Source organism: Devosia sp., from assembly GCF_030689745.1.
In the GTDB taxonomy this organism is placed as follows: domain Bacteria; phylum Pseudomonadota; class Alphaproteobacteria; order Rhizobiales; family Devosiaceae; genus Devosia; species Devosia alba.
The window spans coordinates 16,868-34,080 of the sequence record NZ_JAUYGL010000018.1 but is presented as its reverse complement, the minus strand read 5'-3'; the positions used below and the strand labels follow the sequence as shown (position 1 = coordinate 34,080).

The window sequence follows — 17,213 nt, the reverse complement described above, 5'->3', positions numbered from 1 at the left end:
CAAGATACCTCCGCGCGAAACGCCCCCAATGAGAAGCCTTTCCTTGTCCACATCAGTTCGGCCGTGCAGATGGTCGACGACGGCATCGACGTCCTCAACTGCTCGCTCGAAGCCTGCAATCGCGATTTCAACGTCACAGGAATAGCCCGAGCCGTCTGCATCAAGCCCTTCCCCATATACACCGCCGGACTTCCCTCTACCCCTTCGTTGCGGGAACAGTGCCATCCAGCCGCGTTCGACAAAGTAGTTTGCCACGACCGCAGGAGCCACCGTTCTGGTGTAGAGCGATTTGTTCCGACCATTCCCAGTGGAGCCATGGTGGAACACAATGGTTGGATGCGGACCTTCTCCGCTGGGCTTCGCGGTGACGATCTCCAGAGCAACGCCAGGCTCACTTGAAGGTATGAAGGATTTTTGGAGTTTCATTGAGCCGGCCTCGATGTCTGCTTACGTCGCAGATACCACTTCGACTAATCGGCCGAAACGGGGTCGGTTGCCGCCGGCAGGAACACGGTTGTTCTGTCGCAAGAAACTGCTCCTGTCGTATTTGTGAACTGGTATTCGTGACGGAGAGCAGTACGGAGAATTAATGCCAGTGGTTCTTTCGCGGATTTAGGAGTTGGGCGACGCGCCCATTGCTTTCAGCCACTTCCGCAGCCGCCCGCGTGCATTGGCGTAGGGCGATGAGGTGTTAAACTGAATCATGCGCCCCATCGTCCATTTGCCGTACCAGGGGCGGCCGTATAAATCGTCATCGCTACGCGTCTCGATCAGCGAGACAATCCGCGCCTTTGCCCCAGCCAGACGCTCGATAAGCTGCGGAAAAGGGACGCTTTCATAGTCGCGATAGAACTTCTGAGCGAGGCGGCCGAGCTCATTCCACTCGAACCCGGTTTCCGGTAGATCGAATGGCTCGCCCGCCGCGTCTCGATCGAGCCATTTCAGGACCAGCTCATTCCACCCCACCAGATAGGCGACGAGATTGGCAACGCTAATCTGGGTCCCTTTCACATGGCCTTCCAAGCTGCATTGATCGACCACCGATAGCGGCACGTCGTGCAGCCCTTTGTTGAGCTTATCGAAGCTTGAATTTATCGCTTCGAGCAATTCGTCTTTGTTCGTCGGAACAGCCATGTTTTCCTGCCTTGTCGCGGGCAAAACTGCAGCGCGCTTTGTCCAAGTTCTATGTCTGGTGATGTCGCGATCAAGCGTACGAAGGGCCGAAATGGAGTCGGAATCCGTCCTTAATACGGTTGTGCAAAGATCGCCTCCCCGCCCGCGCCGAACCAATGCAGTGTGCTATGAAATTTCGGGCTTGGTGACGCAAATTGCGAAGCGATCCTGGCTCAGACGTTCCAAGGCCCGCCAGAACGGCATCTTGCGGGCCTGGGGCCAGTGAATTGCACCAAGCCGACGATCAATTACCGGGTGAACAAAGCCCGTGGCCACCAGCGCTGCAACCACGGCCTCAGCTGGCATGTCGCCGGAAAAATGCACCTGTTCGCGGATGCGCTGCAGCCGCTCCGACATGCCTGGCGCGAGATTGCCATGTCCCGCCTTGCCACCGAATGCCAGGCGCAGCCGTGTTACCCAGCTCTTGCGCCCCATATTGCCGTCGACGATCAGGAGCTTGCCGCCGGGCTTGAGCAGCTCAAACCACTCCCGGAAAGCTGCAGGCGCGTCGACCAGCGTCCAGACCAGGTGCCGGTTGGTGATCACGTCGTAGCTGCCGCGCGGCTCCTGCGTGTTCTCGGCATCGCGCATGATGAAGCGGATATCTGTGCCGCGTTGTTTCGCCTTGGCGCGCGCCTGTTCCAGCATGGCCTCGGACCAGTCAACGCCAGTGACCTTGAAACCCATATCATTCATCAAGTGTGAGATCACACCGGTGCCGCTGGCCAGGTCCAGCGCAGCACGACCCTTGCCCTCCCCCAGATGCCTGCGGATCAGCCCATGCCAGCCGCGCCGCTCCGCTTCCGAGAAAATCTCGTGTCCGACGCTTTGATCGAACGTGGCCGCCCGCTCCGACCAGAAGTCGCGGATTTCATCGCGGATAGAATAGTTTGCCCCGAACTCGGTCATGCTTGCCCCGTAACACCTTGGAATAACTCTAAAAGATAAATCTTGATAACTGCGATCATCTTTAATAGGTGACGACCATTATCAAGTTTCTAAGAGACATCAAAATGAAAATTTCGCGTCTGATGCTCATTTCGGCTGTCGTGGGGCTGGCATCGTTCTCCGTGCCCGCTTTCGCCCAGGCCTTTACCGTTACCGATGTCGCCGGCCGCGAGGTCTCGTTCGACAAACCCGTCGAACGCGCGATCCTGGGCGAAGGGCGCATGCTCTACTCGCTGGCCACCATCGAAACGGAAAACCCCTTTGCCCATGTCGTGGGTTGGCGCAACGATCTGTGGACGACCGACCAGGTCTCCTTTGACGCCTATGCGGAAAAGTTCCCCGAGGCCAAGGATCTGCCCTTCCTCGGCAATCTGACCGACGGCACGTTGCAGACCGAAACTGTCGTAACGCTCAATCCCGACGTGCTCATCCTGCCGATCGGCAACAAGACGGCGGCCGATGAGGTCAAGCTCGAAGAGATGCTCTCCGGCATCGGCGTCAAGATCGTCTATGTCGACTTCCGCGAGCACATCATCGACAATACCGTGCCGAGCCTGCACATTCTGGGGCAATTGTTTGGCAAGGAAGCCCGCGCTGCCGAAGTCGCCGACTTCTGGCAGGACAAGATGGACGCGGTTGCCAAGGTCATCGCCGACAACAATCCCCAGCGTCCCAACGTCTTCATGTATCGCGCCGCGGGTCTGGTGGAATGCTGCGGTACGTTTGGTCCGGACAATTTCGGCCTGATGGTCGAGCTGGCCGGCGGCCATAATCTGGGCTCGGATTTCCTGCCCGGCTATACCGGCTCGATCAATCCCGAACAGGTCATCGCTTCGGATCCCGATATCATCGTGGTGACGGGTTCGGACTGGCGTAATTCCAACAATGCGGCCAGTTTTGTCAGCGTGGGACCCGGGGCTGCCGATGACGCCGATGCCAGCCGCGCCGCCCTAGCGGCCGTGGTGGATGCGCCCACCTTTGTCGGCTCGACCGCCGTCGCAAACGCCGACGTTCACGCCATCTGGCACCAGTTCTATACCAGCCCCTACCAATTCGTGGCGATCCAGGAAATGGCCAAGTGGTTCCACCCGGACCTGTTCGCCGATGTGGATGCCGATGCCACCTTCAAGGAGTTCTATGACCGCTTCCTGCCCATCGCCTATGAACCGGGCGCCTGGATTTCCCTCAAGGCCGACGAGTAGATCATGGCGGCCGCTGACATCACCATCCTGACGGGAGCGGCAGTCGACGGGCGCGGTGAATACCGCGCCCGGACCCGTCGCAAATTGCTCATCCTGGCCGCCATGAGCGTGGCGCTCTGCCTGTCCATCGCGGTTGACCTGGCCTGGGGGCCAGCCCGCTATGGCCTCGATCAGGTCGTGCTGGCCCTTTTCAATCCCGAGGCCGTTTCGGCGCAAGTGCGCACCGTGGTCTGGGACATCCGCATGCCGGTCGCCGTCATGGCCGTGGTCGTGGGCGCAGCCCTGTCCGTCGCCGGCGCGCAGATGCAGACCATTCTCGCCAATCCACTGGCCAGTCCCTTTACCCTGGGCATTTCCGCCGCCGCCAGCTTCGGCGCAGCTTTGGGCATTGTCACCACGGTGCCGCTGCTGCCGGTCGCCGCCGGGCTGATCGTGCCGGTCAATGCCTTCATCATGGCGCTGAGCGCAACGCTGTTCATCCATTTCGTCTCGCAGGCCCGGGGCGTCACGGTGCAAACTGTAGTGTTACTCGGCATCGCACTCGTCTTCACCTTCAATGCGCTACTGGCCTTCGTGCAGTATCTCGCCTCCGAACAGGCGCTGTCACAGGTCGTGTTCTGGACCATGGGAAGCCTTACCAAGGCGACCTGGCCCAAGATCTGGATTACCTTGGCCGTATTGCTGATTGCGCTGCCATTGTTTGCCCGCAATGCCTGGGCGCTTACTGCCATCCGGCTGGGCGAAGACAAGGCTGCCAGCTTTGGTGTCAACGTCCGCTATGTCCGACTTGAAACCATGCTGATCGTTTCGCTGCTGGCGTCCGTACCGGTCAGCTTTGTCGGCACCATCGGGTTTGTCGGCCTTGTCGGCCCGCATATCGCCCGCATGATCCTGGGCGAGGATCAGCGCTTCTTCCTGCCGGGTTCCGTGCTGGCCGGCGCCTTGCTGCTGTCGGTGACCTCGATCGTTTCCAAGTCGATCATTCCCGGCGTCGTCTTTCCGATCGGCATCATCACGGCGCTGGTCGGTGTGCCCTTCTTCATTTCGCTCATTCTCGCTAATGTGAGGCGGTCATGGTAGCCCTTCAGCTTGACGATCTCGGTGCCTATTACGGCAAGAAGCTCACCGTTTCAGGCATCTCCACTCCGCCGCTGCAAGGTGGCGAAATCGTCGCCGTGATCGGCCCCAATGCCGCCGGCAAGTCGACCCTGTTCAAGCGCATTGCCGGCCTGTTGAAGGGGCCCGGCGGTATCCGGCTGACCGAAACGGACAAAGGCAAAAAGGCCATCAGCTACATGCCGCAGGACACCTCGGCCAATGCGGTGCTGACGGTCTACGAATCCATTCTGCTCGCGCGCAAGCAGGGCAGCGCCTGGTCTGTCGACGATGCAGATCTCCGCTTCATCGACCATGTGATGCAGGCGCTGAACATCACCCCCATCGCCTTCCGCGATCTGGGTGCCCTGAGTGGCGGACAGCGCCAGCTGGTGTCAGTGGCCCAGACACTGGTGCGCGAACCCGACGTGATGCTGATGGATGAGCCGACCAGCGCGCTGGACCTACACCGTCAGGTCGAGGTGCTCAGCTTCATGCATGCTCAGGCCAGGCAAAAAGGCATGATCGTCCTGATCGCCATTCATGATCTCAATCAGGCATTGCGCTTTGCCGACAAGGTCCTGCTCATCGCCGATGGCCGGATGCGGGCCTGTGGCGATCCGCTTGATGTTGTTACCCCGGCTATGCTGCGCCAGGTCTACGGCGTCGACGCCCGCATCGAAAAATGCTCGCGCCAGTTCGACCACGTCATCGTCGACGGCGTCGCCGCTTAGCGCCCTGTCAGCCACCCGGAATGCGCCCCTTTTCAGCCGTTCAGACCGCCTACCAAAGATCACGACGACTTTGATGGCGTGATGCCTGGCCGTTCTGGTGCGCCCTATCCAAGTTCACTTGATTGCGTGCGCACGCTGGCGGCATCCACCGAATGGAGGATGTCGGATTTGTGGCCGTGCCAGCACACAAAGCGTATTGGGATCGTTCCGACCGCACGATCATGGTCAGGCGGTCTGTTCAATTACAGGCCTGCGGCAAAGCTCTCCAGCTTCGCGAAGTCGTCGACATAAATGCCTACCGATGCGACGCCGTCTGCAGTGACCGAACCGCGATACATGCCTTCTGTATTATGCGGCATGGCGATATTGCCCATGCCATCCACCGCGATCAAACCTGCGCCGCATTTGTCCTCGGTCAGGTCGGCAATGGCGGCCGCCGTGGCGGTGGCGAGGCTTTCGCCGGCATAGTGTATGCGGGCGGCAATGTCGTGCGCGGTGCCGCGGCGGATGAAATATTCGCCCAGACCAGTGCAGGAGACGGCAACCACGCCATTGCTGGCATAGGTGCCGGCGCCGATGATCGGCGTGTCGCCGACGCGACCGACGCGCTTATAGGTGTAGCCGCCTGTCGAGGTGGCAGCGGCCAGGTTGCCCGCATCGTCAAAGGCGACGGCGCCGACCGTGCCGTGCTTTTCGGCCTCGCTGCGCTCGCGCTTGAGCAGGCCGGCCTTTTCTTCTTCGGCCCGCAGCCAGTGCTGCTGGCGCAGGGACGTGGTGAAATAGCTCTGCTCGACCATGTCGAGGCCCTGCTCGCGGGCAAAGGCGTCGGCGCCGGCAGCCGAGAGCAGGACGCAATCGCTGGCATCCATGACACGGCGGGCGGCGCGCACCGGATTGCGGATGGCGCGGGCCGAGGCAATGGCGCCGGCCATGCGCTGGCGCCCGTCCATGATCGCCGCGTCCAGCTCATGATCGCCCGCCGCATTGAGCACGGCGCCGTGCCCGGCATTGAAGCTGGGATGATCTTCGAGCGCGACGACCGCCGCCTCGACGGCATCGACCGCCAGCCCGCCCCTGGCCAATACGGCCCAGCCGGCGCGCAGCGCATCGGCCAGACCGTCGCGGGCGGCCTGATAGCTTTCGGGCGTGAAGTTGGCGCGCGGGATGGTGCCCGCGCCGCCGTGAATGACCAGGCTTGCCATCAGTTTTCCTCTTGGTTGTAGCGGGCCGTGAGATAGGCCAGATAGGGGGCGATCTCGAGCGGGCGGCCGGTGACCTGGGTCAGCAGCTCGTCGCGCGAGAAGCACCTGCCGTGCCGCCAGATATTGTCGCGTAGCCAGCCTGCCAGGGGCGCGTAATTGCCCGCTTCGGTAGCGCCGATGACCTCCGGCGCCGTCGTGCGTGCCGTATCCATCAGCTGGGCGGCGGTAATATTGCCGATCGTATAGGTGGGGAACGAGCCCAGATAGCCGACCGACCAGTGGATATCCTGGAGGCACCCCTGCAGATCGTCGGGCACGTCGAGCCCCAGATCGCGCTTGATGGCCGCGTTCCAGGCGCCGGGCACATCGGCGACCGCCAGGCTGCCATCGAGCATGGCCTGCTCGAGCTCGACCCGTAGCATGATGTGGAAATCATAGCTCATTTCGTCAGACTCAACGCGGGTCAGGCCGGCCGAGACGCGCGTCACGCCGCGGTAGAATTCCTCGGCCGTGACGTCATCATAGTGCTCCGGAATATCGGCCTGCAGATCGGCCATGTGGCGCTGCCAGAAGCCGCGGCTGCGCCCGACATGGTTTTCCCAAAGGCGCGACTGGGATTCGTGGGCGCCAAAGCTGGTGCCGCCGACGGCATAGAGCCCGATGAGATCGGTGGCCAGAACCGAGCGGGTATAGCGCGGATCGATGTTCTGCTCATACAGCCCGTGCCCGGTTTCGTGCAGCGTGCCGAACAGGGCCATGGGCATATAGGTTTCGCGATAGCGGGTGGTCAGGCGCACGTCGTTGCGGGTGAAGGACACTTCGAACGGGTGTACGGAAATATCGAGGCGGCCGCGCTGGTTGTCGAAGGTGAAGGCCTCCGACATGCGGGCGGCGAACTTGCGCTGCAGCTCGGGCGGCACGGCGCGGAACAGGAAATCGCTGCGCGGCGCCGGGCGGGCAATGGCGGCGTCATAGATGGGCTTGAGGCCGGCGCGCAACGCGCCGAACAGGGTGCTGAGGCTCGCGGCGGTTTCGCCCGGCTCATATAGGCCGACAAGGGCATCGTAAGGATGCTCCTCCCAGCCGATAGCATCGGCATAGAGCTTGGAGAGGCGCAGCATTTCGGCCAGATGGGGCGCGAAAACCGCAAAATCATTGGCCTTGCGGGCGGCAATCCAGGCGTCATTGGCCACCGAATGCTGGGCGGCGCGGGCCTTGACCAGTTCACCCGGGACGCGGGTGTGAAAATCGATGGCCTGCTGGGCCTGCAGCACGGCGCGGCGCTCGGCGGCGGTTTCCGGCAGATGCGCGGTTTCCTCTGCCGCCGCAGCGGTCAGCTCGCGGCTCTGGGTCGAGACGATGATGTCGCGGGCCAGCTCGGTCAGCGTGCCGACCTGCTCGGAGCGGGTGGCGCTGGCCTGGGCCGGCATCATGGTGCGGGCATCCCAGTTGAGGACATTGACGGCATTGAGCACGTCGTTGACCGCGCCGAAGCGGGCGTTGAAACGATCATAGTGGGTCATGGACATCAGGCTCATGTGCCACCGTCATAGAGGTGGCAGGCAACGGTGCCGGGCGTGTTGTCGCCGGCTTTGAGGATAGGGCGTTCGACGCTGCAGCGCGGCCCGGCAAAGGGGCAGCGGGGATGGAAGGCGCAGCCGGGTGGCGGATTGAGCGGCGAGGGAATTTCGCCGGCCACCGCCGAGAAAGCACCGCGTCCGGCGCCTAGCTTGGGCACGCTGTCGAGCAGGGCACGGGTATAGGGATGGGCCGGGCGGTCAAACAGCGGCACGGTATCGGCCAGTTCGACAACGCGGCCGAGATACATGATGGCGACGCGATCGGAAACATGGCGCACCACGCCCAGGTCATGGCTGATGAAGACCGCCGTCAGCCCCAGCTGCTGGCGCAGGTCCAGGAACAGGTTGAGCACCTGGGCCTGGATCGAGACGTCGAGCGAGGCAACCGGCTCATCGAGCACCAGCAGGTCGGGCTGCATGGCCAGGGCGCGCGCAATGGCGATGCGCTGACGCTGCCCGCCAGAAAACTGATGCGGGAAGCGGCGGCGCGTGCTGGCATCGAGCCCCACCCGGACCAGCATGTCGGCGACGTTGTCGTCGGCACCAGCGGCGCTGACCAGTTGATGGTGGACAGGCCCCTCGGAAACGGTATTGGCGACGCGCATGCGCGGATCAAGGCTCGAGAACGGGTCCTGATGTACCATTTGCACCCGCGTGGTCAGCTTCTGGATGCGCTTTCCAGCCATCTTGGCCACCGGGGTGCCTTCCAGCGCGATGGCGCCGCTGCTGGGGGCGTAAATGCCCGAGATCATGCGGCCCAAAGTGGACTTGCCGCAGCCGGATTCGCCCACAAGGCCCACCACTTCGCCCTTGGCGACGGTGAGGGTGACATCGGTGACGGCGTGGACGGTCTGGGTGCGGTCCGGACCACCCAAGGCATGGGCGATGCGATCGCCCATCGAGGCCGGGGTGACGAAGCGTTTGGCCGCATTGTCGATGCTCAGCATGGCCTTGGTCATGACGCGTGCTCCACTATGGGATGGTGGCAGCGCACCTTGGTGTCGCCCAGCGGCAGCAGAGCCGGCATGGTCTTGCAGATATCGGTGGCGCGCGGGCAACGCGGCCTGAAGGAGCAGCCTTCGGGCAGATGGGCGAGCGAGGGGGTGGAACCCTTGATCTGCACCAGCTTCTGGCCACGCTCGGCCTGGCTGGGCACCGAGGCCATCAGGCCGGCCGTATAGGGATGCTTGGGATGGGCCAAAACGGCGCCGGTTTCGCCCGATTCCACGATGCGGCCGGCATACATGACGGCAATATCGTCGGCCAGGCTCGAGACCACGGACAGATCGTGGGTGACCCAGACAAAGGCGGTGCCGGTCTGGTCGGCGAGCCGCCGCACCTCGGCCAGTATCTGGCTCTGGATCGACACGTCGAGCGCCGTGGTCGGTTCATCGGCAATGATGACGGCGGGCTTGTGCAGCAAGGCAATGGCAATGGCCACGCGCTGGCGCATACCGCCCGAGAGGTGATGCGGATAGACATCGAGCCGCTCGTCGGGTGCGGGAATACCCACCAGCGCCAATGCATCGCGGGCCTGCTTTCGCGCGTCGGCGGTCGATATCTTCACATGCGCCTTGATGGCGGCGACCATCTGGGTGCCGATCTTGAGCACGGGATTGAGCGTCATCATCGGGTCCTGAAAGATCATCGAGACGACGGCGCCGCGGGTCCGGCGCATGGCTTCGGGGTCGAGGGCTGCCAGATCCTTGCCCTTGAGCAGGATGCGACCGCCGACGATCTTGCCGGGGGCATCGACCAGCCGAAGGATGGAATAGCCGGTGACCGACTTGCCGGATCCGGATTCGCCGACCAGGCCGAGAATGCGGCCCTTGCCGACCGAAAAGGACACGCCATCGACGGCCTTGAGGACGCCAGCGCGGGTGAAGAAATGGGTCTGCAGTTCTTCGACAGAAAGAATGGCGTCACTCATTGGCCGCGCCTCGGATTAAGCACATGCCGAACCTGGTCGCCGACAAGATTGATGGAAACGATGGTGATGACGAGGGCCACGCCGGGATAGACCGAGATCCAGAACCGGCCCGACAGCAGGTATTGAAAGCCATTGGCAATCAGGGCGCCCAGCGAGGGCTCGGTCAGCGGCAGGCCTAGGCCGAGGAAGGACAGCGTCGCCTCGAGCGCGATGGCACTGGCCACCTGCACGGTCGCCACCACAATCAATGGCGGCAGCGAATTGGGCAGCAGATGGCGCAGCAAGATGATGTGGGCCGGCAGGGGTGTGGCGATGGCCGCCTCGATATAGTCCTTGTCGCGCTCGGCACTGGCGGCGCCATGGATGGTGCGGGCGAAATAGGCATATTGCGCCACGACCAGGGCCGTTACCAGCTGCCAGAGCCCCTGCCCCAGCATGGCGGTCAACACCAGTGCCAGCAGGATGGCGGGCATGGACAGCTGCAGATCGACGATGCGCATGATGATCGCCTCGACACGGCCGCCCTTGTAGGCGGCGACGAGGCCTATGCTCATGCCCAGTACCAGCGCGAAGGCGCCGGCCATCAGCCCGATGAGCAGCGAGATGCGCAGGCCATAGAAGATGGCCGACAGCAGATCGCGACCGGCGGCATCGGTACCCAGGATGTGCACATAGCCGCCCGAGCCCACCGTGCCGGGGGGCAGCCGGGAATCGAACAGATCGAGCCGTGCCAGATCATAGGGATTTTGCGGCGAGATCCAGGGCGCAAAGACGGCGATGAAGACGATGGCGACGATGACCACGAGGGCCACCAGCGCGACCTTGCTCTCGGCGAATTCGCGCCAGAAATCACCCAGCCGGGTGCGCCAGGTCTCGACCTGAATGTCCTCAACCAGGCTCATGCGGAACGCCTCGCGCGGATACGCGGATCGAGCACGCCATAGAGCAGATCGACCACGAGATTGATAATGACAAAGAGCAGCACGACCAGGATCAGGTAGGCCACCATGACCGGGCGATCGAGCACCATGATGGAATCGATGATCAGCTTGCCGACGCCGGGCCAGTTGAAGATGGTTTCGGTGACCACGGCAAAGGCCAAGGTGGAGCCGAATTCGAGGCCGAACACGGTGACGATCGGAATGGAGATATTCTTGAGCACGTGCAGGCCCACCACCTTGCTTTCCTTGAGGCCCTGGGCCCGGGCGAAGCGCACATAATCCGAGCTCATGGCCTCCAGCGTGCCGGCGCGAGCGAGGCGGATCAGCAGGCCCATATTGAACAGCGCCAGATTGAAGGCGGGCAGGATGAGGTAGCTCCAGCCAGTCGGCGTCAAAAAGGAGAGCGGCACGCCCAGCAGGTCGCTGGTGGGACCGCGGCCGCCCGAGGGCAGCCAGTGCAACTGCACGGCAAAGGTCATGACCAGCAGCAGGCCGACCCAGAAGGTGGGCAGGGAGAAGCCCAGAATGGACAGCGTCATGATCGCCTTGGACGAGAAGGCGTGCGGCCGATAGCCGGCCCAGATGCCCAGCGGGATGCCGACCACAGAAGCCAGCAGCATGGCGCCCAGCGCCAGCTCGAACGTGGCGGGCAGGCGCGAGAAGATCAGATCGAGCACGGGGACGCGATAAATGAAGGACTGGCCGAAATCGCCCTGCAGCACATTGCCGACAAAGACGAAATACTGCTCGTAGAGCGGCCGGTCGAAGCCATATTGGCGGATCAGGTTGTCGCGGATTTCCTGGGTGGCGGCCGGATCGATCATCACATCGATCGGGTTGCCAATGGCATAGACGCCGACAAAGACCAGGATCGACATGGCCACGACGACGATCGCGGCCTGAACGATGCGTTGGATGAAAAAGCCGAACATGGAAACCCAAATGTGTCAGGCCGATAGGGCCCGGTGCGGGGAGCCCCGGCTGCCGCGTGCGGCAGCCGGGAAGGCGATTACTGCGCGACGGGCTCGATCAGCTGGGCCAGCGTTTCCTGATCGACACGCGGCTCGAAGGTCAGCGTATCGGCCTTGGCCGCCCAGACGGTCTGGATCACCACGGTTGGGATCAGCACGCGGTCGTTCATCGACAGCTCGGTGACCTGCTTGTAGAGCGCAGCGCGCGCCGTATCGTCGAGGGTGCGGGCACCTTCTTCGAGCAGGGCATCGATCTCGGCATTGGAATAGCCGGACTTGTTGAACGCACCCAGACCCTTTTCAGGATCGGCCGTGTGCACGAGTGAGCCATAGGTATAGGAGGCTTCGCCGGTCAGCGTGCCCCAGCCCGAGAGCCAGAGGCTGAACTCGCCGGCCTGCTGGGCCGGGAAAAAGACCGTGCCGTTGAGGGCATTGGCATTGACGGTGAGGCCGGCGCGAGCCCACATCTGCGACAGCGCCTCGCAGACGGCGGCGTCACCGGGCAGGCGATTGTTGGTGCAGGCGAAGTCGACTTCAAACCCGTTCGGATAGCCAGCTTCGGCCAGCAAGGCCTTGGCGCGCTCGAGATCATATTCGCGGGCCGGCAGATCGGTCGAACCACCAAAGAAGGTTGCCGGCATCAGCTGGTTGGCTGGCTTGCCGAGTCCTTCAAGCACGACATCGGACAGGATTTCGCGGTTGATCGCCAGATCCATGGCCTCGCGCACACGCAGGTCCTGGAACGGATTGGCATCGATCTCGACGCCATCGACCTTGGCCTTGACCGGCAGGGTGTCCTTCACACTGGGCGTGATGTTGAGGATGTAGACGGAGTCGGCGATGAAGGTATCGAGGCGGCTATCATTCTGCATGGCGGCATAGTCGGTGGCCGGCACATAGTTGATCAGATCGACTTCGCCCGACTGCAGGGCGGCAACGCGCGATGCGTCATTGGGGATTTCCTTACGGACAACGTTTTCCCAATGCGGGGCACCGCCCCAATAGTCGGCATTGCGCTCGAGCACCAGGTCACCCTTGGGCTCCCAGGAGACGAACTTGTAGGGGCCAGTGCCAATGGCAGCAGCGCCCGAATTGAACTCCTCATTGCCCACTGTGCCGATCTCGGAGGAGACGATGAACATGCGGATGAAGTCGTTGGGCAGGGTGGCAGCAGCACCCTTGGTGTGAACATGGACGGTATAGTCGTCGATCACCTCAACCGATTCCACCGACTTGGTGTAAATGGTCATGCTCATCGGGCCGGTGACCAGGGGGATGCGGTCGATGGAGAACTTGACGTCCTCGGCGGTCAAGTCGGAGCCGCCGTGGAACTTGACGCCTTCGCGAATCTTGAACTCCCAAGTGTCGTCATCGACCGGGGTCCAGGAGGTGGCGATGGCGGGCTGCAGTTGCAGGTCCTTGTCGACGCCCACCAGCGTATCAAAAATGTGGCGCAGCGACTCGGCCTGGCTGCCGAGCGTTGACCAATGCGGATCGATGGAGTCTGGACCGGCGCGCACGCCGACGGTCAGATCGTCAGCCAGCACGGCGCTCGACAAGGTTGTCGAGCCGATCAGTGCCAAAGTAATGGCGAGAATGGCGTTTTTCCGAAAAAGCATAGCGAACCCTCTTGATTACGGTGCCCGTACTGTTCAATCTTGTCCTGGCGAACTAGAACGTCACCCTACAAACGGAACCAAGATAGCCCTTCATGTCAAGCGCTCCCACACCGAAAGTGACACAAAAGCAGTCAAATCGTTCTAGACGACCAGAACATGAGCAGAGCGAGCAAATATTGGGCACGTTGGCTGCTGGGTTGGATCGCGACCTGCCGGTGCCACTGGGCGTGCAACTCCGCGGGCTGATCCAGTACGGTATTGCCCTGGGTGATCTGCCGGCCGGAATGCGCCTGCCGACGGTACGTGAACTGGCCGAGCGGGCCGGCGTAGCGCCGATGACGGTGGTGGGGGTCTATAACGAACTCAAGCAGCAAAAGCTGATCGAAACGCGCGGCAGCGCCGGTACCTTCGTGGCCCATACCGAGAGCCTGCCCAGCGCGCTCAATTTCGACAAGCTCAACCCGGCCATCGACGCGCTGCTGCAGATGGGCAAGAACCTAGGTGTGGATGCCGCCGGGATTGCCACCCTGGTCAATGCACGGGCCGGTCATCTGCGCTTCCGGAGTGCTCATGGCCTGCAGATCGTGCTGGTCGGCCTGTTCGAGCAGGCCACGGCGGCCTATGCCGACCATATCAGGCCGCTGCTGGCCAGGACAGACCAGCTGAGCTGGCTGACGCTGGACACGCTCAGGGCCTCGCACGCCATGCCGCGCGCCGATATCGTGCTGACGCTGGCCAATCGCCGGGCCGAGGTGGAGGCGCTGGTGGGACCGGACATTCCGGTGGTGGGCCTGAGCTTTATTCCCTCGGAAGCCACGCGCACGCGGCTGGCCGGGCTCGACCCGAGCACCCGCATCGGCATCGTCTCGATCTTTCCCGAATTCATGGCGCTGATGAAGCCGGCCGTAATGCGGTTCAGCCCGCATGTAGCCAGCACCAGCGTCACCATGGTGGATGCGCCCGATCTCGAAGCCTTCATCGCCCAGGTCGATGTGCTGGTCTATGCGACCGGGCTCGACTGGCTGGCCGAAAAAGTGGGCCCGCATCAGCAGGCCCTCGAATACCGGCATGCGCCGGATAGCACCTTCATTCAACACCACGTCCTGCCGCTGCTCGATACGCTGCGGCACAGCGGGACCGTCAAGGAGACACCATGAAAATCGCCGAGATGAACTGGTTTCAGGTCGAAACCTACCTGAAATCCGACGACCGGGCGATCATACCGCTGGGCTCGACCGAACAGCATGCCTATCTCAGCAATGCGGTGGATTCGATCCTGGCGGAAACGCTGGCCAATGAGGCGGCCGGACCGCTGGGCGTGGCGGTGTTTCCGGTGCTGGCCTTTGGCATCACCCCCTATTTCGCCACCTATCCCGGCTCGATTTCGCTGCGCATGGACACCTATGCGCGCATCATCACCGATGTGCTCGACAGCCTTCACAGCACCGGCTTCAAGCGCGTGCTGTTCGTCAACGGCCATGGCGGCAATACGCCCGGCCAGACGGCGGCGCTCGAATGGCTCAACGGCCATGCCGACTGTCGCATCCGGTGGCACAATTGGTGGAATTCCCCCAAGACCCTGGCCAAGGTGCACGAAATCGACCCAGTGGCCTCGCATGCCTCCTGGATGGAAAATTTCCCCTGGACCCGGCTGCCCAATATCGGCATGCCGGACGAACAGAAGCCGATGATCGACCTCGACAAGCTCAAGACCATCGCTGCGCCGCTGGTGAAGGACTATCTCGGGGATGGCAATTTCGGCGGTCGCTATCAGCGCGCCGATGACGAGATGGAGGCCATCTGGGAGATCGCACTGGCCGAGACGCGGTCGCTGATCGAGGACGGCTGGGCATGAGCGACACTATCCTGATCTGGGGCGCCGGGGCCATTGGTGGCACGCTGGGCGCCTATCTGGCGCGCGCCGGCGAAGAGGTGCTGCTGGTGGACGTGGAGGCCCAGCATGTCGCGGCCATCAATGAACACGGCCTGGCCATCGAGGGGCCGGTGGAGAGCTTCACCCAGCCCATGAAGGCCAGCCTGCCTGCCGACGTCACCGGCACGTTCAAGACGGTGATCCTGGCGGTCAAGGCACAGCACACGGCCGACGCCGTCGAGGCCCTGCGGCCCTTGCTGGCACCGGACGGCTATGTCGTGTCGGCCCAGAACGGGCTCAACGAGCTCACCATTGGCCGGCTGATCGGGCCCGAGCGGACCATTGGCTGCTTTGTCAATTTCGGCGCCGATTGGCTGGAGCCAGGCAAGATCCTGCTGGGCAATCGCGGCAAGGTGGCGATCGGGGAACTCGATGGCGCGATGACCGATCGCGTCCGCGAGGTGCACCGGCTGTTTTCCATCTATGAGCCGGCGGCCGAACTCACCGACAACATCTGGGGCTATCTGTGGGGCAAGATGGGCTATGGCGGCATGCTGTTTGCCACGGCTCTGACCCCGGCCTCGATGTCGGACAATTTCGCCAGCGCCAGGCATGCGCCGGTCTTCGAGGGGCTGGGCCGCGAGGTTATGGCCGTGGCCCGGGCGCGCGGCGTGACCCCCCTGGGGTTCAACGGCTTTGACCCTCAGGCTTTCATGCCTGGCGCGAGCTCTGCGGACGCCAGGCGCTCGATTGCCGCCATGGAGGAGCATAACCGCCATACCGCCAAGACCCATTCGGGCGTGTGGCGCGACATTGCCGTGCGCAAGCGCAAGACGGAAGTGGATGCGCAATTTGCCATCATTGCCGACCTCGCCGCCGAAGCCGGCGTGGCTACCCCCATCACCCTGCGCCTGATCGAACTGGTGCACGAGGTCGAAAACGGACGTCCCCAGGCCTGGGACGTGCTTGATGATCTGTTGTCCACATGCAGCTAGATTTTGACAGCAAGATCGTCGTCGTCACCGGCGCGGCGCAGGGCATCGGCCGGGCCATCGTCAAGGCCATGGCTGCTGCCGGCGCCCAGGTCGTGGCACTGGACCGCGACGACGCGGGGCTGGAAGGCGCAAGGGAAGCGGGCGCGGCACTGACCGTCACGCTCGATCTGGCCGAACGCGAGCGGGTGCTCGAAACCATGGCCGGGATCGGCGCCCGCTTCGGCACGATCGATATCCTGGTGGCGGCCGCCGGCGGGGTGCGCGGACAGGTGGCCCAGCCGCTCGACGCGGTCAGCGAGCCGGCCTGGCAGCAGCTGTTCGCCGCCAATGTGGATGGCACCTTCTGGTGCGCCCAGGGCGTGGCGCCACTGATGAAGGCACAGGGCACCGGGCGGATCATCACCATTGCCTCGGGCGCCGGACTGCGGCCGAGCCTTACCGGCATCCAGGCCTATAGCGCGGCCAAGCATGCGCTGGTGGGCCTGACCAAGCAGCTGGCGCTGGAACTGGGGCCGCATGGGATCACCGTGAACAGCGTGGCGCCCGGCTTCGTGCTGTCCAATCCGGCCACGCAGAGCCAGTGGGAGAGCTACGGCGCTGAAGGCCAGCAGCGGCTGATGGACAGCATCCACATGCGCCGGCTCGGCCAGCCCGAGGACATTGCCCATGCGGTGCTGTTTCTGGCCTCGGCCCAGGCCGGCTGGATCTCTGGCCAGATCCTCAGCGTGGATGGCGGCCGCGCCTGACGGAAGCACCACCCCCAAAAGCACCTGGCAGAAGCAGGATCAATAGCTGCTCCGGTTGAGGCCATACCGGACAGCAGTTTTTCAACCGCAGGCTCGGAGAGCCGCGGCCAGTTCCCGCTCCGAACTACGGGTCTGAAACGCGCCCCATATCGGCCAAAGGGCAGACCAGCGCGGCATCCCAAGAGCCGACGTTCAAGCAGCCCA

At 63.1% G+C, this 17,213-nt stretch carries 17 protein-coding genes; 7 read left to right on the top strand and 10 right to left on the bottom strand.

Annotated elements, in window-relative coordinates; genetic code table 11:
* The 3 genes from Q8O80_RS01615 to Q8O80_RS01605 form a co-directional block, all read right to left on the bottom strand.
* Window positions 1-426 (bottom strand): alpha/beta hydrolase family protein (locus Q8O80_RS01615; protein WP_371136074.1); only part of this gene is annotated, 426 nt, incomplete at its 3' end.
* A gap of 186 nt (window positions 427-612) precedes the next feature.
* Window positions 613-1,134: a ClbS/DfsB family four-helix bundle protein gene (locus Q8O80_RS01610; RefSeq protein ID WP_305576227.1), complete on the bottom strand. Its 522-nt coding sequence runs from the start codon at window positions 1,132-1,134 to the stop codon at window positions 613-615.
* A gap of 165 nt (window positions 1,135-1,299) precedes the next feature.
* Window positions 1,300-2,082 carry a class I SAM-dependent methyltransferase gene (locus tag Q8O80_RS01605; protein WP_305576225.1) on the bottom strand — a complete coding sequence of 261 codons (783 nt, stop codon included), beginning with the start codon at window positions 2,080-2,082 and terminating at the stop codon, window positions 1,300-1,302.
* A gap of 104 nt (window positions 2,083-2,186) precedes the next feature.
* Between Q8O80_RS01605 and Q8O80_RS01600 the strand changes: the two genes are divergently transcribed.
* From Q8O80_RS01600 to Q8O80_RS01590, 3 genes are read left to right on the top strand one after another with little or no spacing between them, the layout of a single operon-like run.
* Complete coding sequence (locus tag Q8O80_RS01600; RefSeq protein ID WP_371136073.1) at window positions 2,187-3,323, top strand: ABC transporter substrate-binding protein; 1,137 nt, start codon at window positions 2,187-2,189, stop codon at window positions 3,321-3,323.
* A 3-nt stretch (window positions 3,324-3,326) separates the two neighbouring features.
* On the top strand, window positions 3,327-4,403 hold the full coding sequence (locus tag Q8O80_RS01595) for an iron ABC transporter permease (protein ID WP_305576223.1): 1,077 nt from the start codon (window positions 3,327-3,329) through the stop codon (window positions 4,401-4,403).
* Window positions 4,397-5,152 (top strand): ABC transporter ATP-binding protein, encoded by a 756-nt coding sequence (locus tag Q8O80_RS01590; RefSeq protein WP_305576221.1) that lies wholly within the window; start codon window positions 4,397-4,399, stop codon window positions 5,150-5,152. Before Q8O80_RS01595 ends, Q8O80_RS01590 begins: the two co-directional genes overlap by 7 nt.
* Before the next feature lie 242 nt (window positions 5,153-5,394).
* Here Q8O80_RS01590 and Q8O80_RS01585 read toward each other — a convergent pair whose 3' ends face one another.
* The 7 genes from Q8O80_RS01585 to Q8O80_RS01555 form a co-directional block, all read right to left on the bottom strand.
* Complete coding sequence (locus tag Q8O80_RS01585; protein ID WP_305576219.1) at window positions 5,395-6,354, bottom strand: isoaspartyl peptidase/L-asparaginase family protein; 960 nt, start codon at window positions 6,352-6,354, stop codon at window positions 5,395-5,397.
* A complete protein-coding gene (locus Q8O80_RS01580) occupies window positions 6,354-7,892 on the bottom strand; it encodes a carboxypeptidase M32 (RefSeq protein ID WP_305576217.1) in 1,539 nt (512 codons plus the stop codon). Before Q8O80_RS01580 ends, Q8O80_RS01585 begins: the two co-directional genes overlap by 1 nt.
* Complete coding sequence (locus tag Q8O80_RS01575; protein ID WP_305576215.1) at window positions 7,889-8,893, bottom strand: ABC transporter ATP-binding protein; 1,005 nt, start codon at window positions 8,891-8,893, stop codon at window positions 7,889-7,891. Before Q8O80_RS01575 ends, Q8O80_RS01580 begins: the two co-directional genes overlap by 4 nt.
* Complete coding sequence (locus Q8O80_RS01570; protein ID WP_305576213.1) at window positions 8,890-9,864, bottom strand: ABC transporter ATP-binding protein; 975 nt, start codon at window positions 9,862-9,864, stop codon at window positions 8,890-8,892. Before Q8O80_RS01570 ends, Q8O80_RS01575 begins: the two co-directional genes overlap by 4 nt.
* Window positions 9,861-10,766 carry an ABC transporter permease gene (locus Q8O80_RS01565; RefSeq protein ID WP_305576210.1) on the bottom strand — a complete coding sequence of 302 codons (906 nt, stop codon included), beginning with the start codon at window positions 10,764-10,766 and terminating at the stop codon, window positions 9,861-9,863. The genes Q8O80_RS01570 and Q8O80_RS01565 overlap by 4 nt, the downstream gene beginning before the upstream one ends.
* The gene (locus tag Q8O80_RS01560; protein ID WP_305576208.1) at window positions 10,763-11,737 is read right to left on the bottom strand and encodes an ABC transporter permease; all 975 of its coding nucleotides are present in this window, start codon (window positions 11,735-11,737) and stop codon (window positions 10,763-10,765) included. The genes Q8O80_RS01565 and Q8O80_RS01560 overlap by 4 nt, the downstream gene beginning before the upstream one ends.
* 77 nt (window positions 11,738-11,814) lie before the next feature.
* Complete coding sequence (locus Q8O80_RS01555; RefSeq protein ID WP_305576206.1) at window positions 11,815-13,395, bottom strand: ABC transporter substrate-binding protein; 1,581 nt, start codon at window positions 13,393-13,395, stop codon at window positions 11,815-11,817.
* Window positions 13,396-13,571: 176 nt separating this feature from the next.
* On the opposite strand from Q8O80_RS01555, the gene Q8O80_RS01550 reads away from it, so the two are divergent.
* From Q8O80_RS01550 to Q8O80_RS01535, 4 genes are read left to right on the top strand one after another with little or no spacing between them, the layout of a single operon-like run.
* Entirely contained in the window at window positions 13,572-14,552 is a 981-nt protein-coding gene (locus Q8O80_RS01550) for a GntR family transcriptional regulator (protein WP_305576204.1), read from the top strand.
* On the top strand, window positions 14,549-15,250 hold the full coding sequence (locus Q8O80_RS01545) for a creatininase family protein (RefSeq protein ID WP_305576202.1): 702 nt from the start codon (window positions 14,549-14,551) through the stop codon (window positions 15,248-15,250). Before Q8O80_RS01550 ends, Q8O80_RS01545 begins: the two co-directional genes overlap by 4 nt.
* On the top strand, window positions 15,247-16,263 hold the full coding sequence (locus Q8O80_RS01540) for a ketopantoate reductase family protein (RefSeq protein WP_305576200.1): 1,017 nt from the start codon (window positions 15,247-15,249) through the stop codon (window positions 16,261-16,263). Before Q8O80_RS01545 ends, Q8O80_RS01540 begins: the two co-directional genes overlap by 4 nt.
* On the top strand, window positions 16,254-17,009 hold the full coding sequence (locus tag Q8O80_RS01535) for an SDR family NAD(P)-dependent oxidoreductase (RefSeq protein ID WP_305576198.1): 756 nt from the start codon (window positions 16,254-16,256) through the stop codon (window positions 17,007-17,009). The genes Q8O80_RS01540 and Q8O80_RS01535 overlap by 10 nt, the downstream gene beginning before the upstream one ends.
* Window positions 17,010-17,213: the final 204 nt, after the last annotated feature.

Excerpts from the sequence above, each read along its gene's own strand:
- Q8O80_RS01535 (WP_305576198.1), top strand. The coding sequence starts at position 16,254 with ATGCAGCTAGATTTTGACAGCAAGATCGTCGTCGTCACCGGCGCGGCG.
- Q8O80_RS01575 (WP_305576215.1), bottom strand. The coding sequence starts at position 8,893 with ATGACCAAGGCCATGCTGAGCATCGACAATGCGGCCAAACGCTTCGTC.
- Q8O80_RS01600 (WP_371136073.1), top strand. The coding sequence starts at position 2,187 with ATGAAAATTTCGCGTCTGATGCTCATTTCGGCTGTCGTGGGGCTGGCA.
- Q8O80_RS01560 (WP_305576208.1), bottom strand. The coding sequence starts at position 11,737 with ATGTTCGGCTTTTTCATCCAACGCATCGTTCAGGCCGCGATCGTCGTC.
- Q8O80_RS01585 (WP_305576219.1), bottom strand. The coding sequence starts at position 6,354 with ATGGCAAGCCTGGTCATTCACGGCGGCGCGGGCACCATCCCGCGCGCC.
- Q8O80_RS01545 (WP_305576202.1), top strand. The coding sequence starts at position 14,549 with ATGAAAATCGCCGAGATGAACTGGTTTCAGGTCGAAACCTACCTGAAA.
- Q8O80_RS01610 (WP_305576227.1), bottom strand. The coding sequence starts at position 1,134 with ATGGCTGTTCCGACGAACAAAGACGAATTGCTCGAAGCGATAAATTCA.
- Q8O80_RS01590 (WP_305576221.1), top strand. The coding sequence starts at position 4,397 with ATGGTAGCCCTTCAGCTTGACGATCTCGGTGCCTATTACGGCAAGAAG.
- Q8O80_RS01565 (WP_305576210.1), bottom strand. The coding sequence starts at position 10,766 with ATGAGCCTGGTTGAGGACATTCAGGTCGAGACCTGGCGCACCCGGCTG.
- Q8O80_RS01580 (WP_305576217.1), bottom strand. The coding sequence starts at position 7,892 with ATGAGCCTGATGTCCATGACCCACTATGATCGTTTCAACGCCCGCTTC.
- Q8O80_RS01555 (WP_305576206.1), bottom strand. The coding sequence starts at position 13,395 with ATGCTTTTTCGGAAAAACGCCATTCTCGCCATTACTTTGGCACTGATC.
- Q8O80_RS01605 (WP_305576225.1), bottom strand. The coding sequence starts at position 2,082 with ATGACCGAGTTCGGGGCAAACTATTCTATCCGCGATGAAATCCGCGAC.
- Q8O80_RS01595 (WP_305576223.1), top strand. The coding sequence starts at position 3,327 with ATGGCGGCCGCTGACATCACCATCCTGACGGGAGCGGCAGTCGACGGG.
- Q8O80_RS01570 (WP_305576213.1), bottom strand. The coding sequence starts at position 9,864 with ATGAGTGACGCCATTCTTTCTGTCGAAGAACTGCAGACCCATTTCTTC.
- Q8O80_RS01540 (WP_305576200.1), top strand. The coding sequence starts at position 15,247 with ATGAGCGACACTATCCTGATCTGGGGCGCCGGGGCCATTGGTGGCACG.